At 61.1% G+C, this 19,200-nt stretch carries 21 protein-coding genes; 12 read left to right on the top strand and 9 right to left on the bottom strand.

Features of this window, described 5'->3' with window-relative positions:
- The gene (locus ACFRFQ_RS09510) at window positions 1–1,011 is read right to left on the bottom strand and encodes a threonine aldolase family protein (RefSeq protein WP_378656073.1); all 1,011 of its coding nucleotides are present in this window, start codon (window positions 1,009–1,011) and stop codon (window positions 1–3) included.
- Window positions 1,012–1,443: 432 nt separating this feature from the next.
- Window positions 1,444–2,286: an NAD-dependent epimerase/dehydratase family protein gene (locus ACFRFQ_RS09505; protein WP_378656071.1), complete on the bottom strand. Its 843-nt coding sequence runs from the start codon at window positions 2,284–2,286 to the stop codon at window positions 1,444–1,446.
- 86 nt (window positions 2,287–2,372) lie between these two features.
- On the opposite strand from ACFRFQ_RS09505, the gene ACFRFQ_RS09500 reads away from it, so the two are divergent.
- Window positions 2,373–3,017, top strand: a complete 645-nt coding sequence (locus tag ACFRFQ_RS09500; RefSeq protein WP_378656068.1) for a ScbR family autoregulator-binding transcription factor — start codon at window positions 2,373–2,375, stop codon at window positions 3,015–3,017.
- Window positions 3,018–3,055: 38 nt separating this feature from the next.
- Here ACFRFQ_RS09500 and ACFRFQ_RS09495 read toward each other — a convergent pair whose 3' ends face one another.
- The 5 genes from ACFRFQ_RS09495 to ACFRFQ_RS09475 form a co-directional block, all read right to left on the bottom strand.
- Window positions 3,056–3,925: a ScbA/BarX family gamma-butyrolactone biosynthesis protein gene (locus tag ACFRFQ_RS09495; protein ID WP_378656066.1), complete on the bottom strand. Its 870-nt coding sequence runs from the start codon at window positions 3,923–3,925 to the stop codon at window positions 3,056–3,058.
- A 186-nt stretch (window positions 3,926–4,111) separates the two neighbouring features.
- On the bottom strand, window positions 4,112–4,657 hold the full coding sequence (locus ACFRFQ_RS09490; RefSeq protein WP_378656064.1) for a LuxR C-terminal-related transcriptional regulator: 546 nt from the start codon (window positions 4,655–4,657) through the stop codon (window positions 4,112–4,114).
- A 377-nt stretch (window positions 4,658–5,034) separates the two neighbouring features.
- Window positions 5,035–5,907 carry an RNA polymerase sigma-70 factor gene (locus tag ACFRFQ_RS09485; RefSeq protein ID WP_378656062.1) on the bottom strand — a complete coding sequence of 291 codons (873 nt, stop codon included), beginning with the start codon at window positions 5,905–5,907 and terminating at the stop codon, window positions 5,035–5,037.
- A gap of 9 nt (window positions 5,908–5,916) precedes the next feature.
- Window positions 5,917–6,492: a carboxymuconolactone decarboxylase family protein gene (locus tag ACFRFQ_RS09480; RefSeq protein ID WP_378656059.1), complete on the bottom strand. Its 576-nt coding sequence runs from the start codon at window positions 6,490–6,492 to the stop codon at window positions 5,917–5,919.
- A gap of 258 nt (window positions 6,493–6,750) precedes the next feature.
- Window positions 6,751–8,127 carry a flavin-containing monooxygenase gene (locus ACFRFQ_RS09475; protein ID WP_378656056.1) on the bottom strand — a complete coding sequence of 459 codons (1,377 nt, stop codon included), beginning with the start codon at window positions 8,125–8,127 and terminating at the stop codon, window positions 6,751–6,753.
- 37 nt (window positions 8,128–8,164) lie between these two features.
- Between ACFRFQ_RS09475 and ACFRFQ_RS09470 the strand changes: the two genes are divergently transcribed.
- Window positions 8,165–8,344 carry a TetR family transcriptional regulator gene (locus ACFRFQ_RS09470; protein ID WP_378656053.1) on the top strand — a complete coding sequence of 60 codons (180 nt, stop codon included), beginning with the start codon at window positions 8,165–8,167 and terminating at the stop codon, window positions 8,342–8,344.
- Window positions 8,341–8,589 (top strand): hypothetical protein, encoded by a 249-nt coding sequence (locus ACFRFQ_RS09465; RefSeq protein ID WP_378656050.1) that lies wholly within the window; start codon window positions 8,341–8,343, stop codon window positions 8,587–8,589. The genes ACFRFQ_RS09470 and ACFRFQ_RS09465 overlap by 4 nt, the downstream gene beginning before the upstream one ends.
- On the opposite strand, the gene ACFRFQ_RS09460 is transcribed toward ACFRFQ_RS09465, so the two are convergent.
- Complete coding sequence (locus ACFRFQ_RS09460) at window positions 8,576–9,148, bottom strand: NUDIX domain-containing protein (protein WP_378656047.1); 573 nt, start codon at window positions 9,146–9,148, stop codon at window positions 8,576–8,578. The two genes, ACFRFQ_RS09465 and ACFRFQ_RS09460, sit on opposite strands and share 14 nt — an antisense overlap.
- 57 nt (window positions 9,149–9,205) lie before the next feature.
- Here ACFRFQ_RS09460 and dop point away from each other — a divergent pair, with 57 nt between their 5' ends.
- The 4 genes from dop (at window position 9,206) to prcA (ending at window position 12,704) form a co-directional block, all read left to right on the top strand.
- Window positions 9,206–10,705 (top strand): depupylase/deamidase Dop, encoded by a 1,500-nt coding sequence (gene dop, locus ACFRFQ_RS09455; RefSeq protein ID WP_378656044.1) that lies wholly within the window; start codon window positions 9,206–9,208, stop codon window positions 10,703–10,705.
- Window positions 10,706–10,849: 144 nt separating this feature from the next.
- Window positions 10,850–11,044, top strand: a complete 195-nt coding sequence (locus ACFRFQ_RS09450) for a ubiquitin-like protein Pup (RefSeq protein ID WP_033231954.1) — start codon at window positions 10,850–10,852, stop codon at window positions 11,042–11,044.
- Window positions 11,041–11,919, top strand: a complete 879-nt coding sequence (prcB, locus tag ACFRFQ_RS09445; protein ID WP_378656041.1) for a proteasome subunit beta — start codon at window positions 11,041–11,043, stop codon at window positions 11,917–11,919. Before ACFRFQ_RS09450 ends, prcB begins: the two co-directional genes overlap by 4 nt.
- Window positions 11,916–12,704 (top strand): proteasome subunit alpha, encoded by a 789-nt coding sequence (prcA, locus tag ACFRFQ_RS09440; RefSeq protein ID WP_378656039.1) that lies wholly within the window; start codon window positions 11,916–11,918, stop codon window positions 12,702–12,704. Before prcB ends, prcA begins: the two co-directional genes overlap by 4 nt.
- A gap of 13 nt (window positions 12,705–12,717) precedes the next feature.
- On the opposite strand, the gene ACFRFQ_RS09435 is transcribed toward prcA, so the two are convergent.
- Complete coding sequence (locus tag ACFRFQ_RS09435; protein WP_378656326.1) at window positions 12,718–14,139, bottom strand: bifunctional phosphatase PAP2/diacylglycerol kinase family protein; 1,422 nt, start codon at window positions 14,137–14,139, stop codon at window positions 12,718–12,720.
- Between the two features lie 159 nt (window positions 14,140–14,298).
- On the opposite strand from ACFRFQ_RS09435, the gene pafA reads away from it, so the two are divergent.
- From pafA to tatC, 5 genes are all read left to right on the top strand, one after another.
- Entirely contained in the window at window positions 14,299–15,657 is a 1,359-nt protein-coding gene (pafA, locus tag ACFRFQ_RS09430; protein ID WP_185993216.1) for a Pup--protein ligase, read from the top strand.
- A 43-nt stretch (window positions 15,658–15,700) separates the two neighbouring features.
- Entirely contained in the window at window positions 15,701–16,711 is a 1,011-nt protein-coding gene (locus ACFRFQ_RS09425) for a YafY family protein (protein WP_138868669.1), read from the top strand.
- Window positions 16,711–17,688, top strand: a complete 978-nt coding sequence (locus ACFRFQ_RS09420) for a helix-turn-helix transcriptional regulator (RefSeq protein ID WP_378656034.1) — start codon at window positions 16,711–16,713, stop codon at window positions 17,686–17,688. Before ACFRFQ_RS09425 ends, ACFRFQ_RS09420 begins: the two co-directional genes overlap by 1 nt.
- A 123-nt stretch (window positions 17,689–17,811) precedes the next feature.
- Window positions 17,812–18,078, top strand: coding sequence for a Sec-independent protein translocase subunit TatA (tatA, locus tag ACFRFQ_RS09415; RefSeq protein ID WP_378656031.1), 267 nt, complete (start codon window positions 17,812–17,814; stop codon window positions 18,076–18,078).
- Between the two features lie 90 nt (window positions 18,079–18,168).
- A complete protein-coding gene (gene tatC / locus ACFRFQ_RS09410; protein WP_378656028.1) occupies window positions 18,169–19,200 on the top strand; it encodes a twin-arginine translocase subunit TatC in 1,032 nt (343 codons plus the stop codon).

Below are 19,200 nucleotides of genomic sequence, written 5' to 3'. Positions count from 1 at the left end.
TCAGAAGGTTACTCTGGACAGAACCGCGTCGATGTCTGCAGTGCTCACGTCTCGATGTGTCACGAACCGCACCTTCCCGGCAACGGTCACCGCGCCGACGCCAACAGTGGCGAGCTGAGCAACCGTGGCCGATGGATCGGCGGTGGTGGCGAGAACAATGTTGGTGGCAGGTTCGTCGACATCCCAACCGCGCTCACGAAGCCCCGACGCGAGCCGCTGCGCATTGTCGTGATCGTCCGACAGTCGACCTTGTGAGCGAAGCGCAACGATTCCGGCGGCGGCAAGCACGCCGCCCTGACGAACGCCACCCCCGAGCATCTTGCGGATCCTTCGGGCTTCGGTGATCAATTCGGGTGATGCGGCCAGAATCGAGCCGACCGGCGCGCCAAGTCCCTTGCTCAAGCACACCTGCACGGTGTCGGCACCGGAAGTGAGTTTGGCGGGTGAAATATCCAGTGCAGCAGCGGCATTCCAGAGGCGGGCGCCGTCGAGGTGAATCTTCAAGCCTCGTGATCGCGCCGCGTGGACCAGCGTCGCCCACTCGGCGGGATTCATAACGGCGCCGCCGGCGAAGTTGTGAGTGTTTTCGAGACAGAGCAGTGTGGTGTTCAACGTGAAGTACGGTCCGGGGGAGCCTGCCGCTCTTACGACGGTCTCGGGGCTCGGGCGTCCGGGTCCACCGTCGTGCGGCAGTGCCATCGGCATCCCCTGGGCGAGCCAGGCTGCGGTGCCCAACTCCGAGCCCAACACGTGAGAATGCTCCGGCGCCAGGAACTGATCGCCGCGACGAAGGTGCAGCATCAGCGCAATCAGGTTGCCCATCGATCCGCTCGGCACCCATAGTGCCGCCGGAAGCCCCAGAGTGTGCGCCACTTCTTCTTCGAGCGCAGCCATAGTCGGGTCGTGATCGAGGACGTCGTCGCCGACCTCTGCGTCGGCCATCGCCTTACGCATCTCTGCGTCAGGTCTGGTGACGGTGTCCGAGCGTAGGTCGATGTACGACGAAGTCATGGCTCATTCGATCAAGCTGGGTAATCCGGCGTCAAACCGCAGTGTTTCGGGAGGGCATCCGAGGCTTACCGGATTCCGGTCAAAGCAGGTCTTGGCACCTTCCCGGTCCCGTAGCCCCGCAAGTGGTTTGGGCGGTTGAGCGCTGCATGCGGATTGTATGTGGTGACGGACCCTGCTCCAGTTAGCGGAATCCACGGATTCCGCTAACCGACCTCGGCCGCACACAGACTGGTGTGCCCTGACGATGACACAGCCCTGCAGGTGTGTCACATCGGTGAATCCTGCGTTCTTGAGGAATGTGAGAACCTCGGCGGGATTGTGGGCAGTTTGAATGTCGTTGTACATACCGTCTTCGCGTCTCCCAAAGCGAGCCCGATAGGGAGATGAAATGCTTGGGAGGCAGTACTTTTGGCGAGAACGAACCTTGCGTCATCAGTACAGTCGCGACCGATACCAGCGATCGAGGCTTATCATGTCTATGTGCCGTCTGTTGAGGCCCAGTTGGGGAGCCACTTTCAGTGCGTCGGCGCGGGCGATGGAGTTCCGGGGCAGAGTCCAGTTGGTTTCCTGCGTGTGACGCTCGAGCAGGTCGATGACTTTCCGTGGTACAGGCTCGTTGACGTGAAGTGTTGAGCCGTAGCGAAATTGCCGTTCGGTCGACAGTGTGTAGATAGATCGGGCGAGTAGGTCTACATCGACTACTGACAGGACCGCGTTTCCATCGTCGATGATCGAGTCGAGTCGGGAGACGATTCGCATCAGAGTCGGAAGAAACCATCTGTCGCCGGGTCCGTATACGAGGTGGGGCCGGATGACCAGGCCCCCCGCGTCGCGCACGAACTTCTCGGCGAGGGCGCGCGTGCGACTGGCTGGTGAAAGGGGTCTGAGAGGTGCGCCGTTGACCGGTAAGTCTCGAAACGGGCCTGGCCCGTAGACGGCCGCGGTGCTGACGTAGAGCAACCGTTCGACGCCGACGGCGGTTGCGATCGACGCAACATTGCGTATGCCGTGTTGGTTCACGTGAATGCACTGTTGTTCATCGGTGCCCACGTACGACACGCAACAGATGACGGTGGACGCCTGACTCATTGCAGCTCGTAGGGAAGCGCTGTCGTTGATCTCGCCGATCGAGGCGGCAATTCCGTTGCGGCTGAGTTGTTGGGCTGCGCTGTCCGTGCGAACGAAACCTATTGCGGTGTTTTCGTTCTGGGAAACCAGCTGGTTCATCACCGCCGAGCCGATGAAACCAGTGGTCCCGAGTACCAGAGTTGTCACGGTGTGTCCGTGTCGAGCGCGAGGCAACCGGGCCTTTCGACGTATCGTTGAGATACATTCCGTCGGCAACGAGAGCTGGGTAGATAATGCAGGAGCGTGCGGTCCTCACACGCCAGGCCGTCATTTTGGGTGCTGCGAAGAGCTTTGAAAAGTTCGGGTACTCCGCAAGTCTGAGCACGATCTTGCAGCACGGGGGCGTGTCCAAGGGTGCGATGTATTTTCATTTCGCGTCGAAGGAGGAGCTTGCGCACGCGGTCATCGCTGCCCAGCATGGCATGGCGATGGACGGTACCCGGCAGGTTGCTGCGCATTCCGACATCGCGGTCGAAACGCTGGTGCTCGTCTCTCAGGAGATGGCTCGACAGCTTGTGACCGAGCCCATCGCGCGAGGTGGCATGCGTTTGACGATGGAGATCGGCAGTATTCGAGGCCCCATCGAACAGCCGTACCTCGATTGGATCGAGGCTATCAAGCAGCTGGCAACCCAAGCGGCTGAAGTCGGCGATATCGTCCCGGGCACCGATATCGACGCGCTGGCTCGATTCGTCGTGGGGTCGTTCACCGGAGTGCAGATTCTCTCGGAAATGCTGACTGGTAGAACCGACCTGTACGAGCGGTTGAGTCAGATGTGGAGCTTGGTGTTGCCGACGATTGTCCGCGAGGACAAGTTGACTCACGTCATGCAGTTGGCGGCGCTTGCACCGAGGGAATGGGAACCACTGAGCCTTTGACGTGGACGACGAGACGAGACGAACATGTTCATGCCGCCTCATGACGCGTCCGCAATTGTAAGTTCAAGTTCCGCGGTGGTCTGCTGATCTTGAGTGAACCGAACGCGGTGCACGTTGCCTGACGCGTCGAGGGAGGTTGTTGACACGTGGCACGGCGTTTCCCATTCAGTGAACCTTGGAAAGCCCGCTGACAGTGTAGCGATTTGTGTTGCCGGGTCGCCGGTACGGTATCGCACGGCTTGTCGAGCGGCCTCGAAAAGGATCATTCCGGGGATGTGGTCGACGGGGTGGTCGAAAAGGGAGTGGTTGCGGGGATCGGGGGTGCAGAACACCGTTTGCCGAGCAGCATCAGTGCTGATGAGCACGTCCCGATTGTTCGAACGTCCGACTCGTTCTGATCCGATAACCGCGGTTCCGGAGGGAAGGATGCGCTGGCGCGGGCAGTAGTCTTCTCGTCCTTGTCGAATTCGACGGTAGCCCTCGGGACTGGCTCCTCGCGCAACGGCGTTGCATCTGGCTACGTGACGGGTGCCCTCTCTGAGAACCCCAGTCACTTCGACGCCCGAGACGGCTCCGTCACGGTGAGTGAGGTTGTCCACTGTTATACAGAATGTCAGTGGCTCCGCTGCTGGTTGCACGTCGAATGCATCCAACATCTCGAAACTGAATGTCTCCATGAGGAACTTGTAGTGCAGTGGAATGTCGTATCGGGTGTGGCAGAGAAGCACCACTGCCTGTCGAAATGCTTCTGCCACCCCGAGGGGATCGTGTTGCTCGCATGATGCGTCGAATATCCGATGCGAGACCGGGAGCTGAACTGCAACGTGGTACGTCGAGTCCGATTCGATCCGGTAGTCCGTCAAGAAAACCTCGGCAACAGCATGTCTGTGGACAAGATGGCGTGGCACTGTGCTTGTGTATTCCATTGATTGGAGGCGCCTTTCGATGTTCACGCGTGTCTCTGGTGTCGTGCAGGACCTAATCATCGACGTCCGGACACGTCGTCGAATCGTCAAAATTGACGATCTTTGCGGAATTCGAGTTCGATCAGGGAGCGCACCTATCGCAGGAAGTGTGTCCGGGGGCACTGCCAGCTAGAAGCGTCCGATCCGAAGTTCCATTGGGTGCCTGCGTGCGTCGTGACCAGAGCGGCGGAGCACAGCGCAGGCCTCCAACTGAGAGTGCACCTGCAGCTTCTGCAAGATGCTTCGTATGTGGGCGCGAACCGTGGTCGGCGCAATGTGGGCGCTTCGAGCAATCGAATCGACGTTCACACCGCCATAGAGAAGTCCCACGATTTCGAACTCACGATTGGTGAGACTGGCGATCCGTGCGGATTCTTCTGTGCGCAACAGGATGCGTTGCACGAGCGAGGAGTTGTCGCGTGCAGGCTCAACGTAATCGGAGTTGAGCGCGGTCTGCAGCTCATCGAGCAGCGATGCGAACGGTAGTTGCGAGTTGAGTGCTGTGTGGGCACCGGCCACGAGCCCCCGAATCATGGAGTGGCCGCTACTGAGATCGCCGACCATGATCGATCCCTTGAGCGCGGAGAGCTCCTTCACCAACCACTCGACGCCCCCGGGTGGCACGAGAACAAGTGGTCTGCCGTGATCGTTGGTGTGATGCGCCAACAGACTCATGTCCGCAGTCTGTGGCGCGAAGTGAGCCCCGACGCTGATTCCGGCAGCGATTGCATCGGCGAACCCTCGATCGTCATGAGCTGTATATACAGTGACTGAGTTGGAGTGTGTCATAGTGACTACACCACCGGTGGAGATCCATTCCTCCACGTTCTCGTCACTGCGAAACCAAAACCGTTGGTTTCAGTGTGGATTCGTCAGCAGGCCAGCTATCGCGACGCCCCACTGACCACGATGTTCGCGGAGCTCATGGGAAAAGCAACAGGGGTCAACGGTGGCCGTGGCGGATCCGCCTACCTCTCGGTGCCCGAAGTCGACATGATGGGGCAGGACTCGATCGTCGGCTTTGAACGAAACGATCCGCGAAAAGGCTTGCGTCAGCGACTGACTGCGGCCTCCTGCACCATCCGGGAGAGCTTCTCGGGATTCCGGACGGTGTAGATCCCGCTGACCAGGCCGTCTTCGACGCGCATTGAGACCACGCTGTCAAATTCTCCGTCCAACCAAATGATCAGCGCGGGTCCGCCGTTCACATCGGCCAGTTCGGCGATCATACCGGCACCCCAGCCGGCCAGACCGGCAGCAAACAGTCGAGCTACCTTGTCTGCCCCCGACACCGGCCGCGGCAGAGCTTGCTTGATGCCGCCACCGTCACCCAAGACCACGACGTCAGGCGCGAGTATGTCGACCAGGTCGTGGAGGTCGCCAGTCGCTATCGCCCCCTGGAGCGCTATCAGGGCCTTCCGTGTGTCGGCGGGGGAGATGATCCCGCGTGGCCGCCGCGCGGCGACCCGTTCTCGGGCGCGGTGGGCGATCTGGCGTACGGCGGTGGGACTCTTGCCCACTGCCTTCGCGAGCTCGTCGTACCCCACGTCGAACACCTCGTGCAGCACGAACACAGCCCGCTGGGTCGGTGTCAGCGTCTCGAGTACGAGCAGCACCGCTGTGGACAGGCTGTCTGCCAACTCGACGTCCTCGGCCACATCGGGAGTGGTCAGCAATGGCTCGGGCAACCACGGTCCGACGTATTCCTCGCGCCGCCTTGACAGCACCCGCAACTGGTCGAGCGCCTTCCGGGTGACGATTCGGACCAAGAAGGCTCGCGGGTCCCGGACATCGGCCTGGTCGACGTTGGTCCACTTCAGCCAGGCCTCCTGCACCACGTCCTCGGCGTCGGCTGCGGACCCGAGCATCTCGTACGCGACTGTGAAGAGAAGTCGGCGGTGGGTGATGAACGGATCTCCACTCATGAGGTGAGACTACGGCTTCGGGGCCGCGAGCGGCCGCAGACCACACGATGTGGCGTACTCCTCTGAGTGGATACCAAGTGCGACGTTGGACCGGGCGGAGAGGTTCATGAAGGCGACCTTGGCGGTCAGCTCAATGAGCGCCGGCGTCCCCAGCTCTTCGCGCAGCGCAGCCGACATCTCGTCAGTGACGGTCGGCGAGGTCTGGCACATGGCCTCGGCATACTCCAGAACCTGTCGCTCGAGCGGGGTAAACACATCAGATTCCCGCCATCTCGGTATTTCGCGCGCCTTGGCCTCGTCAAGGCCTTTGTTGTGGGCCGTGAAGTAGCCGAAGTCCAGGCAGAAGCTGCAGCCGATCTCGGCGGCCGCGGCCATGGTGGCGAAAGTCGCCAGGTTGCGGTCGAGCTTGTCCCACTTCTCGGTCCTGCCGCCGAACTTCATCATGTCTTTGAAGACGGCAGGGTGATTCCACAGCGTCTCGGCGCTTTCCGGTACTCGACCGATCATCTTGCGCATCACCATCTTGATCAACTCTCCGTAGATGCCCTTGATCTCGGTCCGCGGAATGCGAGTTGTGCTGGTCATAATCGTCTCCTGTCATTGGTGGTTCAACATGAAGACGCTGGACGTCGACGATCTGTGACAGTCCTGCCGCCTAACAACCACGGACGCCGCGCCGTTTATCGTCGGTAGAGGTTGGTGATCGTGCCTCACCCCAGTCCTGCTGAGGGACGGTGACAAGGATCGTCAGTGATGACCTCGTATCAGGCTGTATGACAACAGATTCTGTGTCCAGGACAATTGTGGCGACCAATCGTCATTTCCCCGCACGCGTACGGGCAATCAATGCAGGGCGTGGGCGCGGCGCTCACCTCGTTTGCGTTCGCGGGTGAGGTCCCACAGGTAGCGGTCGAAGTCGACCTCCATAGTGTGCCGCGGGGAGGTGTAGAACTGTTTTTTGTTGCGGTTGTGTTCGGTTGCCATCTGCTTACGGATCCGGGCGTCGGACGGCGGAAGATATCGGCCGGTGAGGATGTCCACGATCCAGGCACATTGCGCCTCTGCGAGTGGCATGACCGCGCCGACCGGTTGTAGGAGTCCGATGAAGTACAGCCCCGGAAGGTCCGGGTGCACGGTCCGCTTCCACAGCGGAAGATCGTTGTCGCGGGCGCGAATCAGATTCGGATCCAGGAACGGGAAACTGACCCGGTAGCCGATGGCCCAGACGATCAGGTCGGCTCGCGTGCTGTGTCCGTCGGTGAAAACTACTGTGTCGCCGTCGAATCGGTCGATGCCCGGGCGTGGGATGATCGCGCCGGCATCGAGTCGTGCGCGTAATTGCTCGGATTGTACCGGGTGCGACTGCCTCGGCTTATGCGATGGCCGGGGCAGGCCGTAGCGGGTGAGGCTGCCTGAGGCAACGGCGCCGAGCCGCAATCTGGCTCCGGTAACCCACCATGGCATCCATCCTGGCAGTGCGACCTGGTCGGCGGCCCTGCCGAAGAGCATCTTGCGCAGTACCCACTGGCTGCGCCGCACGGACAAAGTGGTGCTGCGAGCAACTTTCGATGCTTCGACGGCGATGTCGAGTGCCGAGTTTCCCATACCGACGACGACCACGTCGCGGTCGGCGAGCTGGTCCACATTGCGGTAGTCGTGAGCATGGATCTGCGTTCCACTGAAGGTGCCGGGATAGGTGGGTTCTGGCCAGCGCGCGTCCCAGTGGTGCCCGTTGGCAACCAGGACGGCGTCGTAGGTTTTCGTGTGTTCACCGGTGGGACCGTTGGTGCGCACCGACCAGGTGCCGGCCTGCTCGCGTCGGACGTTCTCGACGGTGGTGTCGAAGGTGATGGTGTGGCGGAACCCGAAATGGTCGACGTAAGACTCGAAGTAGGCGCGGACCTGATCGTGCCGCGCGTACGGCGGGTAGTCGGGTGGCATCGCGAAATCGGAGTACGCCATGCGTGGACAGGAGGTGTTGATTTCCAACGTTTCATAGCAGGCGGACTGGCCGTTGGGGTTGTCGTAGACCCAGTTGCCGCCGATCATCTTGCCTTTTTCGAAGCAATCGAACGGAATGCCTGCGGTATACAACGCTTTGGCGGCGGCAATACCCGATGATCCGGCACCGATGACGCACACCCGGGGAAGCGCAGTGTCAACCGGCACGGGTGAACTCACCGGCGGCGCGCGATGTCCAGGTTTGACCAGGTAGGCCACGATAACCATTGTGTCAGAACCGCGGAGCGGGGTGTAGGTGCGATTTCTTCCTGCGACTGACATTTTCGCGTACGCCGCCGCAGGCATCAATGAGATCCGCGCCGGAACCGGTAACTCGAAGGGCGCCCTGTGTCACCATTTTCCGTCCAAAAAGGCTCTGGCGCAGTACCTCGTACAATCGTGGAGCACCGTCCTGACCGACACGCTCGGCCGGTGACCGCCACGGACGAACCCGCTGTGCGCCAGGTTGTGAGCATTCAGCGGAGCCTGGCAATCGTCGTCGCACAAGACCATATAGCGCGAGCGGGAATGTTATTGAGCCTCGAACTGGCCGTCGACGAGCACGCCGAGGTCTGCACCGCGTGGACGAGTGCCTCACCGTCATCAACGGCGACAAGGTATTTCGTGAGGTTGTCCACGGTACTGAGAGGCCAGAAACTGATCCCGATCATTCGCCGCTGAGTTGGCTCCATCGATAGTCGGCCAGCAACACTCGGGTATCAGGGACGAACGGCCACGTGGGGTCCAACAGGTGCGCGTCCAGCTCAGCCTGGGTCCACCACCATCCGTCGGAGATCTCGCTCGGCTGATGCATGACGGGACCGTCGTAACGGAGTTCGAAGGCAAACAAGTGGCATCGCAACGCGTGTCCGCCCCATTCTCCGTCCCACGAGGTTCTGGCGATTTCCGTCAGCACTAACGGAGCATCCTCGGTACCGAAGATTCCGAGTTCTTCACCGACTTCACGAATTGCCGTGTCGAGGGGCGACTCACCGGGGTCGACGACACCACCGGCGATGCAATCGTGATGGCCACCGAAGACAGCTTTGCTCGTAGTTCGGCGATGAACATAGACGCGCTGCCCGTCCGTGGAGCGCACGAGAACTCCTGAACTGGCGTGCCAGAGACCGTCCCGATAGACGAGGCTACGAGGCGCCTGGCCGATCGGATTACCGAACTGGTCGTATACGGCAACAACCTCATCTGATCTTTTTGTGTCGGTGTCAGGTGGATGCTGCATTCCTCCTACTGTGCCACCACTGCAAGTGTCGACGCTCGATCGCATAGTCTCGAACCTATGCAGCGGATTATCGGTGTCGAGGTCGAGTACGGAATATCTTCACCCAGTGAGCCTTCGGCAAATCCGATACTCACATCCACCCAGGCGGTGCTGGCGTACGCCGCCGCTGCGGGTGTGCCCCGGGCAAGGCGCACACGCTGGGACTATGAGGTGGAATCGCCCCTCCGTGATGCGCGAGGTTTCGACCTCGGCCGCCTGAGCGGGCCGGCTCCGGTGATCGACGCCGACGAGATCGGCGCGGCAAACATGATTCTCACCAATGGCGCCCGTTTGTACGTCGATCACGCGCATCCCGAGTATTCGGCACCTGAAGTAGCCGATCCGCTCGATGCCGTGATCTGGGACAAGGCCGGCGAACGGGTCATGGAAGCAGCCGCTCGCCATGCCTCGAGTGTTCCCGGCGCGCCGCGCCTGCAGCTGTACAAGAACAACGTCGACGGCAAGGGCGCGTCCTACGGCACTCACGAGAATTACCTGTGCTCCCGTGCAACCCCGTTCACGGACATCGTTGCGGGCTTGACGCCCTTCTTTGCATCGCGCCAGGTCATTTGCGGTTCCGGCCGCGTCGGCATCGGCCAGTCCGGGGACGAAGCCGGTTTCCAGCTGTCGCAGCGAGCCGATTACATCGAGGTCGAGGTCGGTCTCGAGACGACTCTCAAACGCGGAATCATCAACACCCGCGACGAACCGCACGCCGACGCCGACAAGTACCGCCGCCTGCACGTCATCATCGGTGACGCGAACCTTGCCGAGATGTCTACGTACCTCAAGGTGGGGACCACGGCGCTCGTTCTCGATCTGATCGAAGCGGGCGTCGACCTGACGGATCTGCAGTTGGCTCGCCCCGTCACAGCGGTTCACCACATCAGCCACGATCCGACCCTGCGCAACACCGTCGCACTGTCCAACGGTCGCGAATTGACCGGGCTTGCGCTGCAACGTATTTACCTCGAGCGTGTCGCGAAGTTCCTCGACCGGGAAACCGATCGGGATCCGCGTGCCGACGACATCGTGTCCAAGTGGGCCATGGTTCTCGATCTTCTCGAACGCGATCCGATGGACTGTGCACATATCCTCGACTGGCCGGCAAAGCTGCGCCTGCTCGAAGGTTTCCGCAACCGTGAAGGTCTTGCGTGGTCTGCCCCGCGTCTGCATTTGGTGGATCTGCAGTATTCCGACGTTCGTTTGGACAAGGGTCTGTACAACCGGTTGGTTGCCCGCGGATCGATGGAACGACTGGTCACCGAGCAGCAGGTGCTCGACGCGGTGTCCAATCCGCCGACCGACACGCGCGCGTATTTCCGTGGTGAATGCCTACGCCGATTCGGTGGCGATATCGCCGCTGCCAGCTGGGACTCGGTGATCTTCGATCTCGGTGGTGAATCGTTGATCCGGATACCGACTCTGGAACCGCTGCGCGGCAGTAAGGCTCATGTGGGCGCTCTGCTCGACTCGGTGGACAGCGCTGCGGAGTTGGTAGATCAGCTCACACATTGATTTCGGTGCCTAATCGCCGCCGAGTCTTCCGGCGCGTGACGGTCTCGCTCGGTAGGGTAAAGGTCCGAGCGGATCAGTAACCGAGACTGCTGGGCAGAACAGGATGCTCGTGAGAGCTCCCTTCACACAAGGAGGTCGACGGCGATGGCTCAAGAACAGACGCAGCGTGCCGGTGGCGGCGAAGACGACGACACCACTGGCGGCGACGGTAGTGCCGGCCAGGAACGTCGCGAGAAGCTCGCTGCGGAAACCGACGACCTACTAGACGAAATTGACGACGTGCTGGAAGAGAACGCCGAGGACTTCGTCCGCGCATACGTGCAGAAGGGCGGCCAGTGACGGTGGATCGCGCGCCCCGGATAACCGACGGGGACACACGGTTGAGCTTCGGCTCCAATCTGTCGTCATTCTCGGAATATCTTCGAGTGCATGCACCGGAGCATCTTCCGCAGAACCGATTCGCCGACACGGGAGGTGTAACCATGGGCGGGGGTGATGTTGCTCCGCACGGGACCACTATCGTCGCGATCAGTTACGCCGGTGGCGTATTGCTTGCCGGGGATCGCCGGGCGACCATGGGCAATCTCATCGCCAGCCGCGACGTGCAGAAGGTGTACGTCACAGATGACTACTCGGCTGCGGGTATTGCCGGAACGGCCGGCATCGCGATCGAACTGGTGCGACTGTTCGCGGTCGAACTCGAGCATTACGAGAAGATCGAAGGCGTGTCGCTGACGTTCGACGGCAAGGCAAATCGCCTGTCGTCGATGGTGCGTGGCAATCTCGGTGCTGCAATGCAGGGACTCGCCGTGGTTCCGCTCTTGGTCGGTTACGACGTCGACGCGGCAGACCCGACGACGGCAGGCCGGATCGTGTCCTACGACGTCGTCGGTGGGCGGTACGAGGAGCGCGCCGGCTACCACGCTGTCGGGTCGGGTTCGCTGTTCGCGAAGTCGGCGCTCAAGAAGTTGTATTCACCGGGCATCGACGAGGCCACTGCATTGCGGTTGGCAGTAGAGGCTCTGTACGACGCCGCCGACGACGATTCCGCGACGGGTGGGCCGGACATCACTCGGGGCATCTATCCGACCGCAGTCACGATCACCGCGGCAGGAGCCGTGGAACTGTCCACGGAGCGGGCAGCCGAGATCGCCAGGGAGATAGTTGCGGCGCGTACGGCGCTCGGTAATCCGGAAGGGGGTTCTGCGCTATGACGATGCCGTATTACGCATCAGCCGAACAGATCATGCGCGATCGTTCGGAATTGGCGCGCAAAGGAATTGCCCGGGGACGAAGCGTCGTCGTACTGACGTATCGCGACGGTGTTCTGTTCGTCGCGGAGAATCCGTCGACGGCTTTGCACAAGGTCAGCGAGTTGTACGACCGTCTCGGTTTCGCGGCCGTCGGCAAGTACAACGAATTCGAGAATCTGCGTCGTGCGGGCATTGTCCATGCGGACATGCGTGGGTACTCGTACGACCGTCGTGACGTCACCGGTCGTTCGCTCGCCAATGCGTACGCCCAGACTTTGGGCACAATTTTCACCGAGCAACCCAAACCGTACGAGGTCGAGATCTGTGTCGCGGAAATCGGTCGGTTCGGTAGCAGTACGCCGGCTCAGCTATATCGGATTACGTACGACGGTTCGATTGCCGACGAGCAGGAGTTTGTGGTCATGGGCGGCACCACCGAGCCCATCGTGACCGCTATGCGCGAGTCGTATCAGCGTGATCTCGATTTGGAGTCCGCTGTACGAATCGCGGTCGGCGCGCTGCAGAAGGGTGGACCGGCACCTGCCGGGACCACTGAGGCCGAGCCTCGGGTACTCACCGTCGAGGCACTCGAAGTTGCAGTTCTCGACAACAACCGTCCGCGTCGTGCGTTCAAGCGGATCTCGGGCACAGCCCTCGAAGCCATGCTGCCACCGGCGGTAGAGCCACAGGGCAAGGCTGACAAGCCCGAGGATGCGCCGCCGGCAAACGGCGACGCATCCCAGTAGCAGCAGCTTTTTGTCAGTTTTTCGTAATTCGGTAGACGGCAACCGCGGCCGGTTCGGTTTCGAAATCGAACCGGCGCGCGTCGGCTACGACTTCTCCGTCGGTGGCAATCGCGACGGACTCTTCGTTCACCTGAACGGTCAGTGCCGGGACAAGTTCCCGCACATATACCGGTGAGCTGCCCAATGTTCCTGTCGCAGCGGCAAATAGGAGCCGGATGCGAGAGAATTTCCGGTCTGCTCGCAGATACCGGACGTCGAGAAGTCCGCGGTTGAGTTCGGGCCGCGACATCGGTACCTGATCGCCGGGGGAGTAGCGCCCGTTCCCGACGAAGAGCATCCAGATGTTGTTTTCGGTTCCATCGATGGTGACTCGCATCGGTTCCGCGGCGGCAAGGACACGGATCATCGCCGCGCCGGCGGCCGGCCACTTGCCGAATCGCGGCTCCCACTTTTCGCGTAGCCGCACTGCATCCGGATAGCCGCCCAGACTGGCCGTGTTGAGAAACCGAGCGGTAACTCCGCTATCGGTTGTCACCACGGCATGATCGACAAACGCTGCCTGTCCGGACTCGACTGCCGTCACCGTTTCCTCGACGTCCGCGACACCGACGTCGCGGGCAAAGTGATTGAGGGTTCCACCGGGGAACACTGCAAGGGGAAGGTCGTGTCGTGTTGCCGCGTCCGCGACGGTGACGACGGTACCGTCGCCGCCGCATACGCCCACCGCTCGTGGTTTCGACTCACCAATCTTTGCTTCGATCTGCTTGTCGAAATCAATGTCCGGATCGAATTCGACGATGACCGCAGCCGGTAGGGATCTGCGGATCGCATCCACAATTCCATCGTCCTCACTGCCGGACCCAGGGTTGGTGAAGACAACCAGACCGTCGCCGCCCGGCAGGGCAGGCACTATGCACTCGGGGCCAAGATCGGCGGGTTCCTCGTCACGTACTGCCCACCACTTGCGGGTGCCCGCCGCTACAGCACCTCCGACGGCTATTCCAGCAAATACGTCAGAGGGCCAGTGCACTCCGTTGTGTACGCGTGAATAGGCGACGGCCGCTGCCAGCGGAGCGAGTGCTGCGCCGGTTGCCGGAGATTCCATGGCCACCGCAGTGGTGAATGCAGCTGCGGAGGCGCTGTGACCGGAGGGGAACGACGAGGACGTGGGGAACTCGACTCCGCGTTTGGGGTTGAGCCACGCGCGCACGGGCGGGCGTCGACGGGGAAACAGTGGTTTCAACACGCCGTTGGCCAACGCACTCGATCCGGCCAACGCGAGCATCCCGCGGGCCGCCGCGCGACGCGGTTTCCCCCCGATCAAGGCGAGGACACCGGCGATGACCATCCACAAGACCCCGTGGTCAGCTGCCCGCGAGAGGCGCCGCATCACTGAATCGAGCGTGGAAGGCTTCAGTGCGCCAGTGCTTTCCATCCATTTGACATCGGTACGGACAAGTTTTCGACGGAGGTAGCTCACCCCGCCAGACTATGCCGAAACGACACATAGCCGAAAAGGGATGTTGTCGAGTCGTGATGACACAGCACTTCGGCTACACGGGTGAAGCGGGCATTCTGGTTGTACTGTCGAAGTGTGCAGAGACGAATCATGGGAATCGAGACGGAATTCGGCGTTACCTGCACCTTTCACGGGCACAGGCGACTGAGCCCCGACGAGGTTGCTCGTTACCTCTTCCGTCGTGTCGTGTCATGGGGTCGCAGTTCCAACGTCTTTCTTCGTAACGGAGCGCGCCTGTACCTGGATGTGGGTTCTCATCCGGAGTACGCAACTGCCGAATGCGACAGCCTCATTCAACTGGTCAACCATGACCGAGCCGGCGAGCGAGTACTCGAGGAATTGCTCATCGACGCGGAAGAACGATTGGCCGAAGAGGGAATCGGTGGCGACATCTACCTCTTCAAGAACAACACCGACTCGGCTGGAAACTCGTACGGTTGCCACGAGAATTTCCTGGTTGCGCGTGCCGGCGAGTTCTCCCGCATTTCCGACGTGCTGTTGCCGTTCCTGGTGACGCGGCAGTTGATCTGCGGTGCCGGGAAGGTTCTGCAGACTCCGAAGGCCGCCACGTTCTGCCTTTCCCAGCGTGCTGAGCACATCTGGGAGGGCGTCTCGTCGGCCACCACGCGGTCGCGTCCGATCATCAACACTCGCGACGAACCTCATGCCGATGCCGAGAAGTACCGTCGACTGCACGTCATCGTCGGCGATTCCAATATGGCCGAGACAAGCACGATGTTGAAGGTCGGCTCCGCCGCTCTGGTGCTCGAGATGATCGAGGCGGGCGTCTCGTTCCGCGACTTCGCGCTCGATAATCCGATTCGTGCCATCCGCGAAGTCAGCCATGACGTCACCGGAAAGCGGCCCGTCCGATTGGCGGGCGGACGTCAGGCCAGCGCACTCGACATTCAGCGTGAATACCACTCCAAGGCCGTGGAGCACCTGCGCAATCGGGAACCGGATCCGCAGGTCGAGCAAGTGGTGGATTTGTGGGGTCGCATGCTCGACGCCGTCGAAGCCCAGGATTTCGCGAAGGTCGACACGGAAATCGACTGGGTGATCAAGCGTAAGTTGTTCCAGCGCTATCAAGATCGTCACGGATTTGATCTGTCGGACCCGAAGATCGCGCAACTCGATCTTGCCTATCACGACATCAAGCGCGGGCGTGGCGTATTCGACGTGTTGCAGCGTAAGGGCTTGGTCAAGCGCGTCACGGAGGACGAAACTATCGATGACGCCGTCGACAACCCACCGCAGACGACACGCGCGAAACTGCGCGGCGATTTCATCACTGCAGCGCAGGCCGCGGGGCGTGACTTCACCGTCGACTGGGTGCATCTCAAGCTCAACGATCAAGCTCAACGAACGGTCCTGTGCAAGGACCCGTTCCGTTCGGTCGACGAGAGAGTTGAGCGACTTATCGCGTCGATGTAGCGCGCTGACGTGTCGGCTACCGCAGAGCCACTAGGATTTCGGCGTGGCGACATCGAAAATCGAGCGGTTGATGAACTTGGTGATTGCTTTGCTGTCCACCAGGCAGTTCCTCACTGCGGAGAAAATCCGTGATTCAGTAGCCGGTTACAGCGATTCCGCCAACTACGAGGCGTTCTCCCGGATGTTCGAACGGGACAAGAACGAGCTTCGTGACCTCGGAGTTCCGTTGGAGACAGGACCGGCGGGGCGGTTCTCGACGGTTGAGGGTTATCGGATCAACCGGAACGCCTATGAGCTGCCCGACGTTGATCTGACCAGTGAAGAGTCGGCGGCTGTTGCCGTCGCCGTGCAATTGTGGGAATCGCCGGAGCTGATTTCTGCCGCGCAGAGCGCGTTGCTCAAATTGCGTGCTGCTGGGGTGCAGGTCGATGCCGATGTGACTGCCGCGCCGATCACCGCGATTCCGGCTCGCTCACGCGGCTCCGAACCGGCACTCGGGAAACTGCTCGCGGCGGTCGACGCTGGCCGGGCTGTGCATTTTCAGCACCGAGGCGCACTCAACGAACCGTTCATCGAGCGGACAGTGGAGCCGTGGGGCGTCGTCACGCACAACGGCAAGTGGTACCTCGTCGGTCACGATGTCGATCGGGACGCGGTCCGGACGTTCCGCCTGTCCCGCATCGGTGACGATGTTCGCGAATTCGGCCCCGCCGGCGCGGTACATAAACCAGAAGGTCTCGATCTTCGCGAAGTTGTGGACCGAGTAACCGGATCCGGCGTCGTCACCGGCACTGCAACCGTCTGGGTGGCGGCGAACCGCGCACACGAGTTGCGCAGGTTGGCGTCGTCGATGACGGAGCGGACGCTGACCGAACGTGAGGGAAGTGTCTTGTCGATCCCCGTTCGTTCGTGGGAATGGACTGCCAGGTTGATAGCCGGACACGGAGCGGACGCGTTGGTGCTCGATCCTCCGGATCTCCGGGCTGACGTGATCACAAAACTGCAGGGTGCCGCGGCGCGCTCGGACATTGCCGAGCAGAAGGAATCTCACTGATGAACAATCGTCTGTCGTCGCGGCTTGCTCGGTTGCTGAATCTTGTTCCGTTCTTCATCGCCAATCCTGGGATGAGCGCTGCCGAGGCCGCCGCCGAACTCGGTGTCAGCACTACGCAGTTGATGAACGACCTCAATCAGTTGTGGGTATGTGGACTGCCCGGTTACGGGCCGGGTGATCTGATCGACCTGTCGTTTTCCGAAGAGAGCATCGACGTCACGTTCTCGGCCGGTATCGATCGGCCCCTTCGGCTGACATCGACGGAAGCGACCGCATTGCTCATTGCGTTGCGCTCGCTGGTGGAGATGCCGGGCATGGTCGATCCGTCCGCGGCGCAACGCGCTATCGCCAAGATCGAAGCGGCGGCAGGCTCTGCAGCGGCGCGGGCAACGGGTAACGGACAGGAGGCCGAACCGGAAGTCGACGTCGCCGAAGACCCGGTGACGGCGACAGTCCGGGCGGCGCTCGCGAATCGGCGCGCCCTGAAGCTGACCTACTATTCGGCTTCGCGGGACGCGGTGTCCGAGCGGGTGGTGGATCCCGTGCGGATCGTGTTGGTCGACAATTTCAGCTACCTCCAGGGTTGGTGCCGACAGGCCGAGGGTGTGCGGTTGTTCCGATTCGATCGGATCGATGCGGCAATCGAACTCGACGAGCCTTCCAATCCGCCGCCGCATGCGCTCGACGAGGATTCCAGTCTCGAGCTGTTCAGCGGCGACGGATCTCTGCCGGAAGCACGGTTGTTCGTTGCTCAGAACTGTGTCTGGATGCTCGATTACTACCCGATGGACGTCCAGAAGGTGAACGATGACGGTTCCGTCGAGGCAACAATGAGTTTCGGCACACTCGAGTGGATGGCTCGGTTGGTTCTGGGGTTCGGTGAGGGCGTTCGGGTACTCGGACCGCCGGAACTGGTTGCCGAAGTGCACAATCGGGCGGTAACGGCGTTGGATGCGTACGACACGATCGGATCGTGAGTGGGCTTCACAGCAACCGTGCATGAAACAAACAGGTAAACGGTAGCTGAAGTAAGGACTTGGAAGCCTCCTAACGCCGGTTGTGTCCGGTAGCATCGAGGAATCTGATCATGGGAGGTCATTATGGGTGCAATGCAGCCGATGCATTGGCTGATTGTTGCTGTTGTCGTTGTCATTCTGTTCGGGTCGAAGAAACTTCCCGACGCAGCTCGAGGACTCGGCCGTTCACTGCGCATCTTCAAGAGTGAAGTCAAGGAAATGCAGAATGACGACGCAGCTCCCGCTGCGCCCGTCGTCGCTCAGGCTCCGGTTCAGCTGCCGGCCGCACAGGTGACCGCTACCGGCGCTGCTGCACCGGTTGCGCAGCCGACCGAAGTGAAGCCGCTCTAGCTACGTGCCGCTGTCCAACCGGGGTGAGAATCTGTGTTCACCCCGGTTGTGTGCTGACCAAAACCAGTTTGCCTAGAGCAGGATGTACCAGTGCGAATTCCGTTAGACCCGCGTAACCGCCAGCGGAAGGTCAACCCCGACGGCACCATGTCGTTGATCGACCACCTGTACGAATTACGAACCCGACTGCTGTTCGCGTTTCTCGGTGTCATCATCACCACTACATTCGGATTCTTCTGGTACTCGCATTCGATTCTCGGAGTCGAAAGCCTCGGCAGCGTGCTTACCGGTCCCTACTGTGAACTTCCGGCCGAAAGTCGCGCCAATCTCAGTGCCGATGATGCGTGCCGTTTGCTGGCGACCGGTCCATTCGAGCAATTCATGCTGCGATTCAAGGTGGCACTGACGGCCGGAATCGTGCTCGCCAGCCCCATCTGGCTCTACCAGTTGTGGGCCTTCATCACTCCGGGCCTGTACTCGAAGGAACGCCGCTACGCGGTGGCGTTTGTCACTGCCGGCGCCGGGCTCTTCATCCTCGGTGCCGTGCTTGCCTACATGGTCGTGTCGAAGGCATTGCACTTCCTTCTGACCATCGGCGACAACGTTCAGATCACCGCACTGAGTGGTTCCGAGTACTTCGGATTCATCATCAATCTGTTGCTGATTTTCGGTGTCAGTTTCGAGATTCCGCTGCTGGTTGTCGTCCTGAACTTTGCGGGAATCCTGACGTACGAGCGCCTCAAGGCGTGGCGTCGCGGTTTGATCTTCGGGCTGTTCGTCTTCGCAGCCATCGCAACTCCGGGTTCTGACCCTTTCTCGATGCTCGCGCTCGCGCTCTCGCTTACCTTGCTGTTCGAGTTTGCCGTGCAGATCGCGAGACTCAACGACAAGCGCAAGGCCAGGAAGGCCGGCGAAGACTGGGGAGCACTGTCGGACGAGGAAGCGTCGTCGATCTCGGCACCCACTGATCTGAACGAAGCTCTGGACAACCCCGAACAGCCGAAGGCCGAGTCACGTGGAATGTTCGGCCGGAAGTCCAAGGCGAAGGCGAAGGCATCTGCTGCGCCGGAATCCGGTACCGGCGACAACACGTCGGGACAGGACTTCACCGACACTCTGTGA

Source organism: Rhodococcus sp. NPDC056743, assembly GCF_042790355.1.
Taxonomy (GTDB): Bacteria; Actinomycetota; Actinomycetes; order Mycobacteriales; family Mycobacteriaceae; genus Rhodococcus_F.
Note: the sequence above shows the minus strand (reverse complement) of the source record. Positions and strands in the feature narration are given on the sequence as shown.

Coding starts and splice junctions, on each gene's coding strand:
- dop (WP_378656044.1), top strand. CDS start 9,206: ATGCAGCGGATTATCGGTGTCGAGGTCGAGTACGGAATATCTTCACCC.
- ACFRFQ_RS09490 (WP_378656064.1), bottom strand. CDS start 4,657: ATGAGTCTGTTGGCGCATCACACCAACGATCACGGCAGACCACTTGTT.
- ACFRFQ_RS09480 (WP_378656059.1), bottom strand. CDS start 6,492: ATGACCAGCACAACTCGCATTCCGCGGACCGAGATCAAGGGCATCTAC.
- ACFRFQ_RS09450 (WP_033231954.1), top strand. CDS start 10,850: ATGGCTCAAGAACAGACGCAGCGTGCCGGTGGCGGCGAAGACGACGAC.
- ACFRFQ_RS09460 (WP_378656047.1), bottom strand. CDS start 9,148: ATGCAGCATCCACCTGACACCGACACAAAAAGATCAGATGAGGTTGTT.
- ACFRFQ_RS09435 (WP_378656326.1), bottom strand. CDS start 14,139: ATGGAAAGCACTGGCGCACTGAAGCCTTCCACGCTCGATTCAGTGATG.
- tatA (WP_378656031.1), top strand. CDS start 17,812: ATGGGTGCAATGCAGCCGATGCATTGGCTGATTGTTGCTGTTGTCGTT.
- ACFRFQ_RS09485 (WP_378656062.1), bottom strand. CDS start 5,907: ATGAGTGGAGATCCGTTCATCACCCACCGCCGACTTCTCTTCACAGTC.
- ACFRFQ_RS09510 (WP_378656073.1), bottom strand. CDS start 1,011: ATGACTTCGTCGTACATCGACCTACGCTCGGACACCGTCACCAGACCT.
- ACFRFQ_RS09500 (WP_378656068.1), top strand. CDS start 2,373: ATGCAGGAGCGTGCGGTCCTCACACGCCAGGCCGTCATTTTGGGTGCT.
- prcA (WP_378656039.1), top strand. CDS start 11,916: ATGACGATGCCGTATTACGCATCAGCCGAACAGATCATGCGCGATCGT.
- ACFRFQ_RS09420 (WP_378656034.1), top strand. CDS start 16,711: ATGAACAATCGTCTGTCGTCGCGGCTTGCTCGGTTGCTGAATCTTGTT.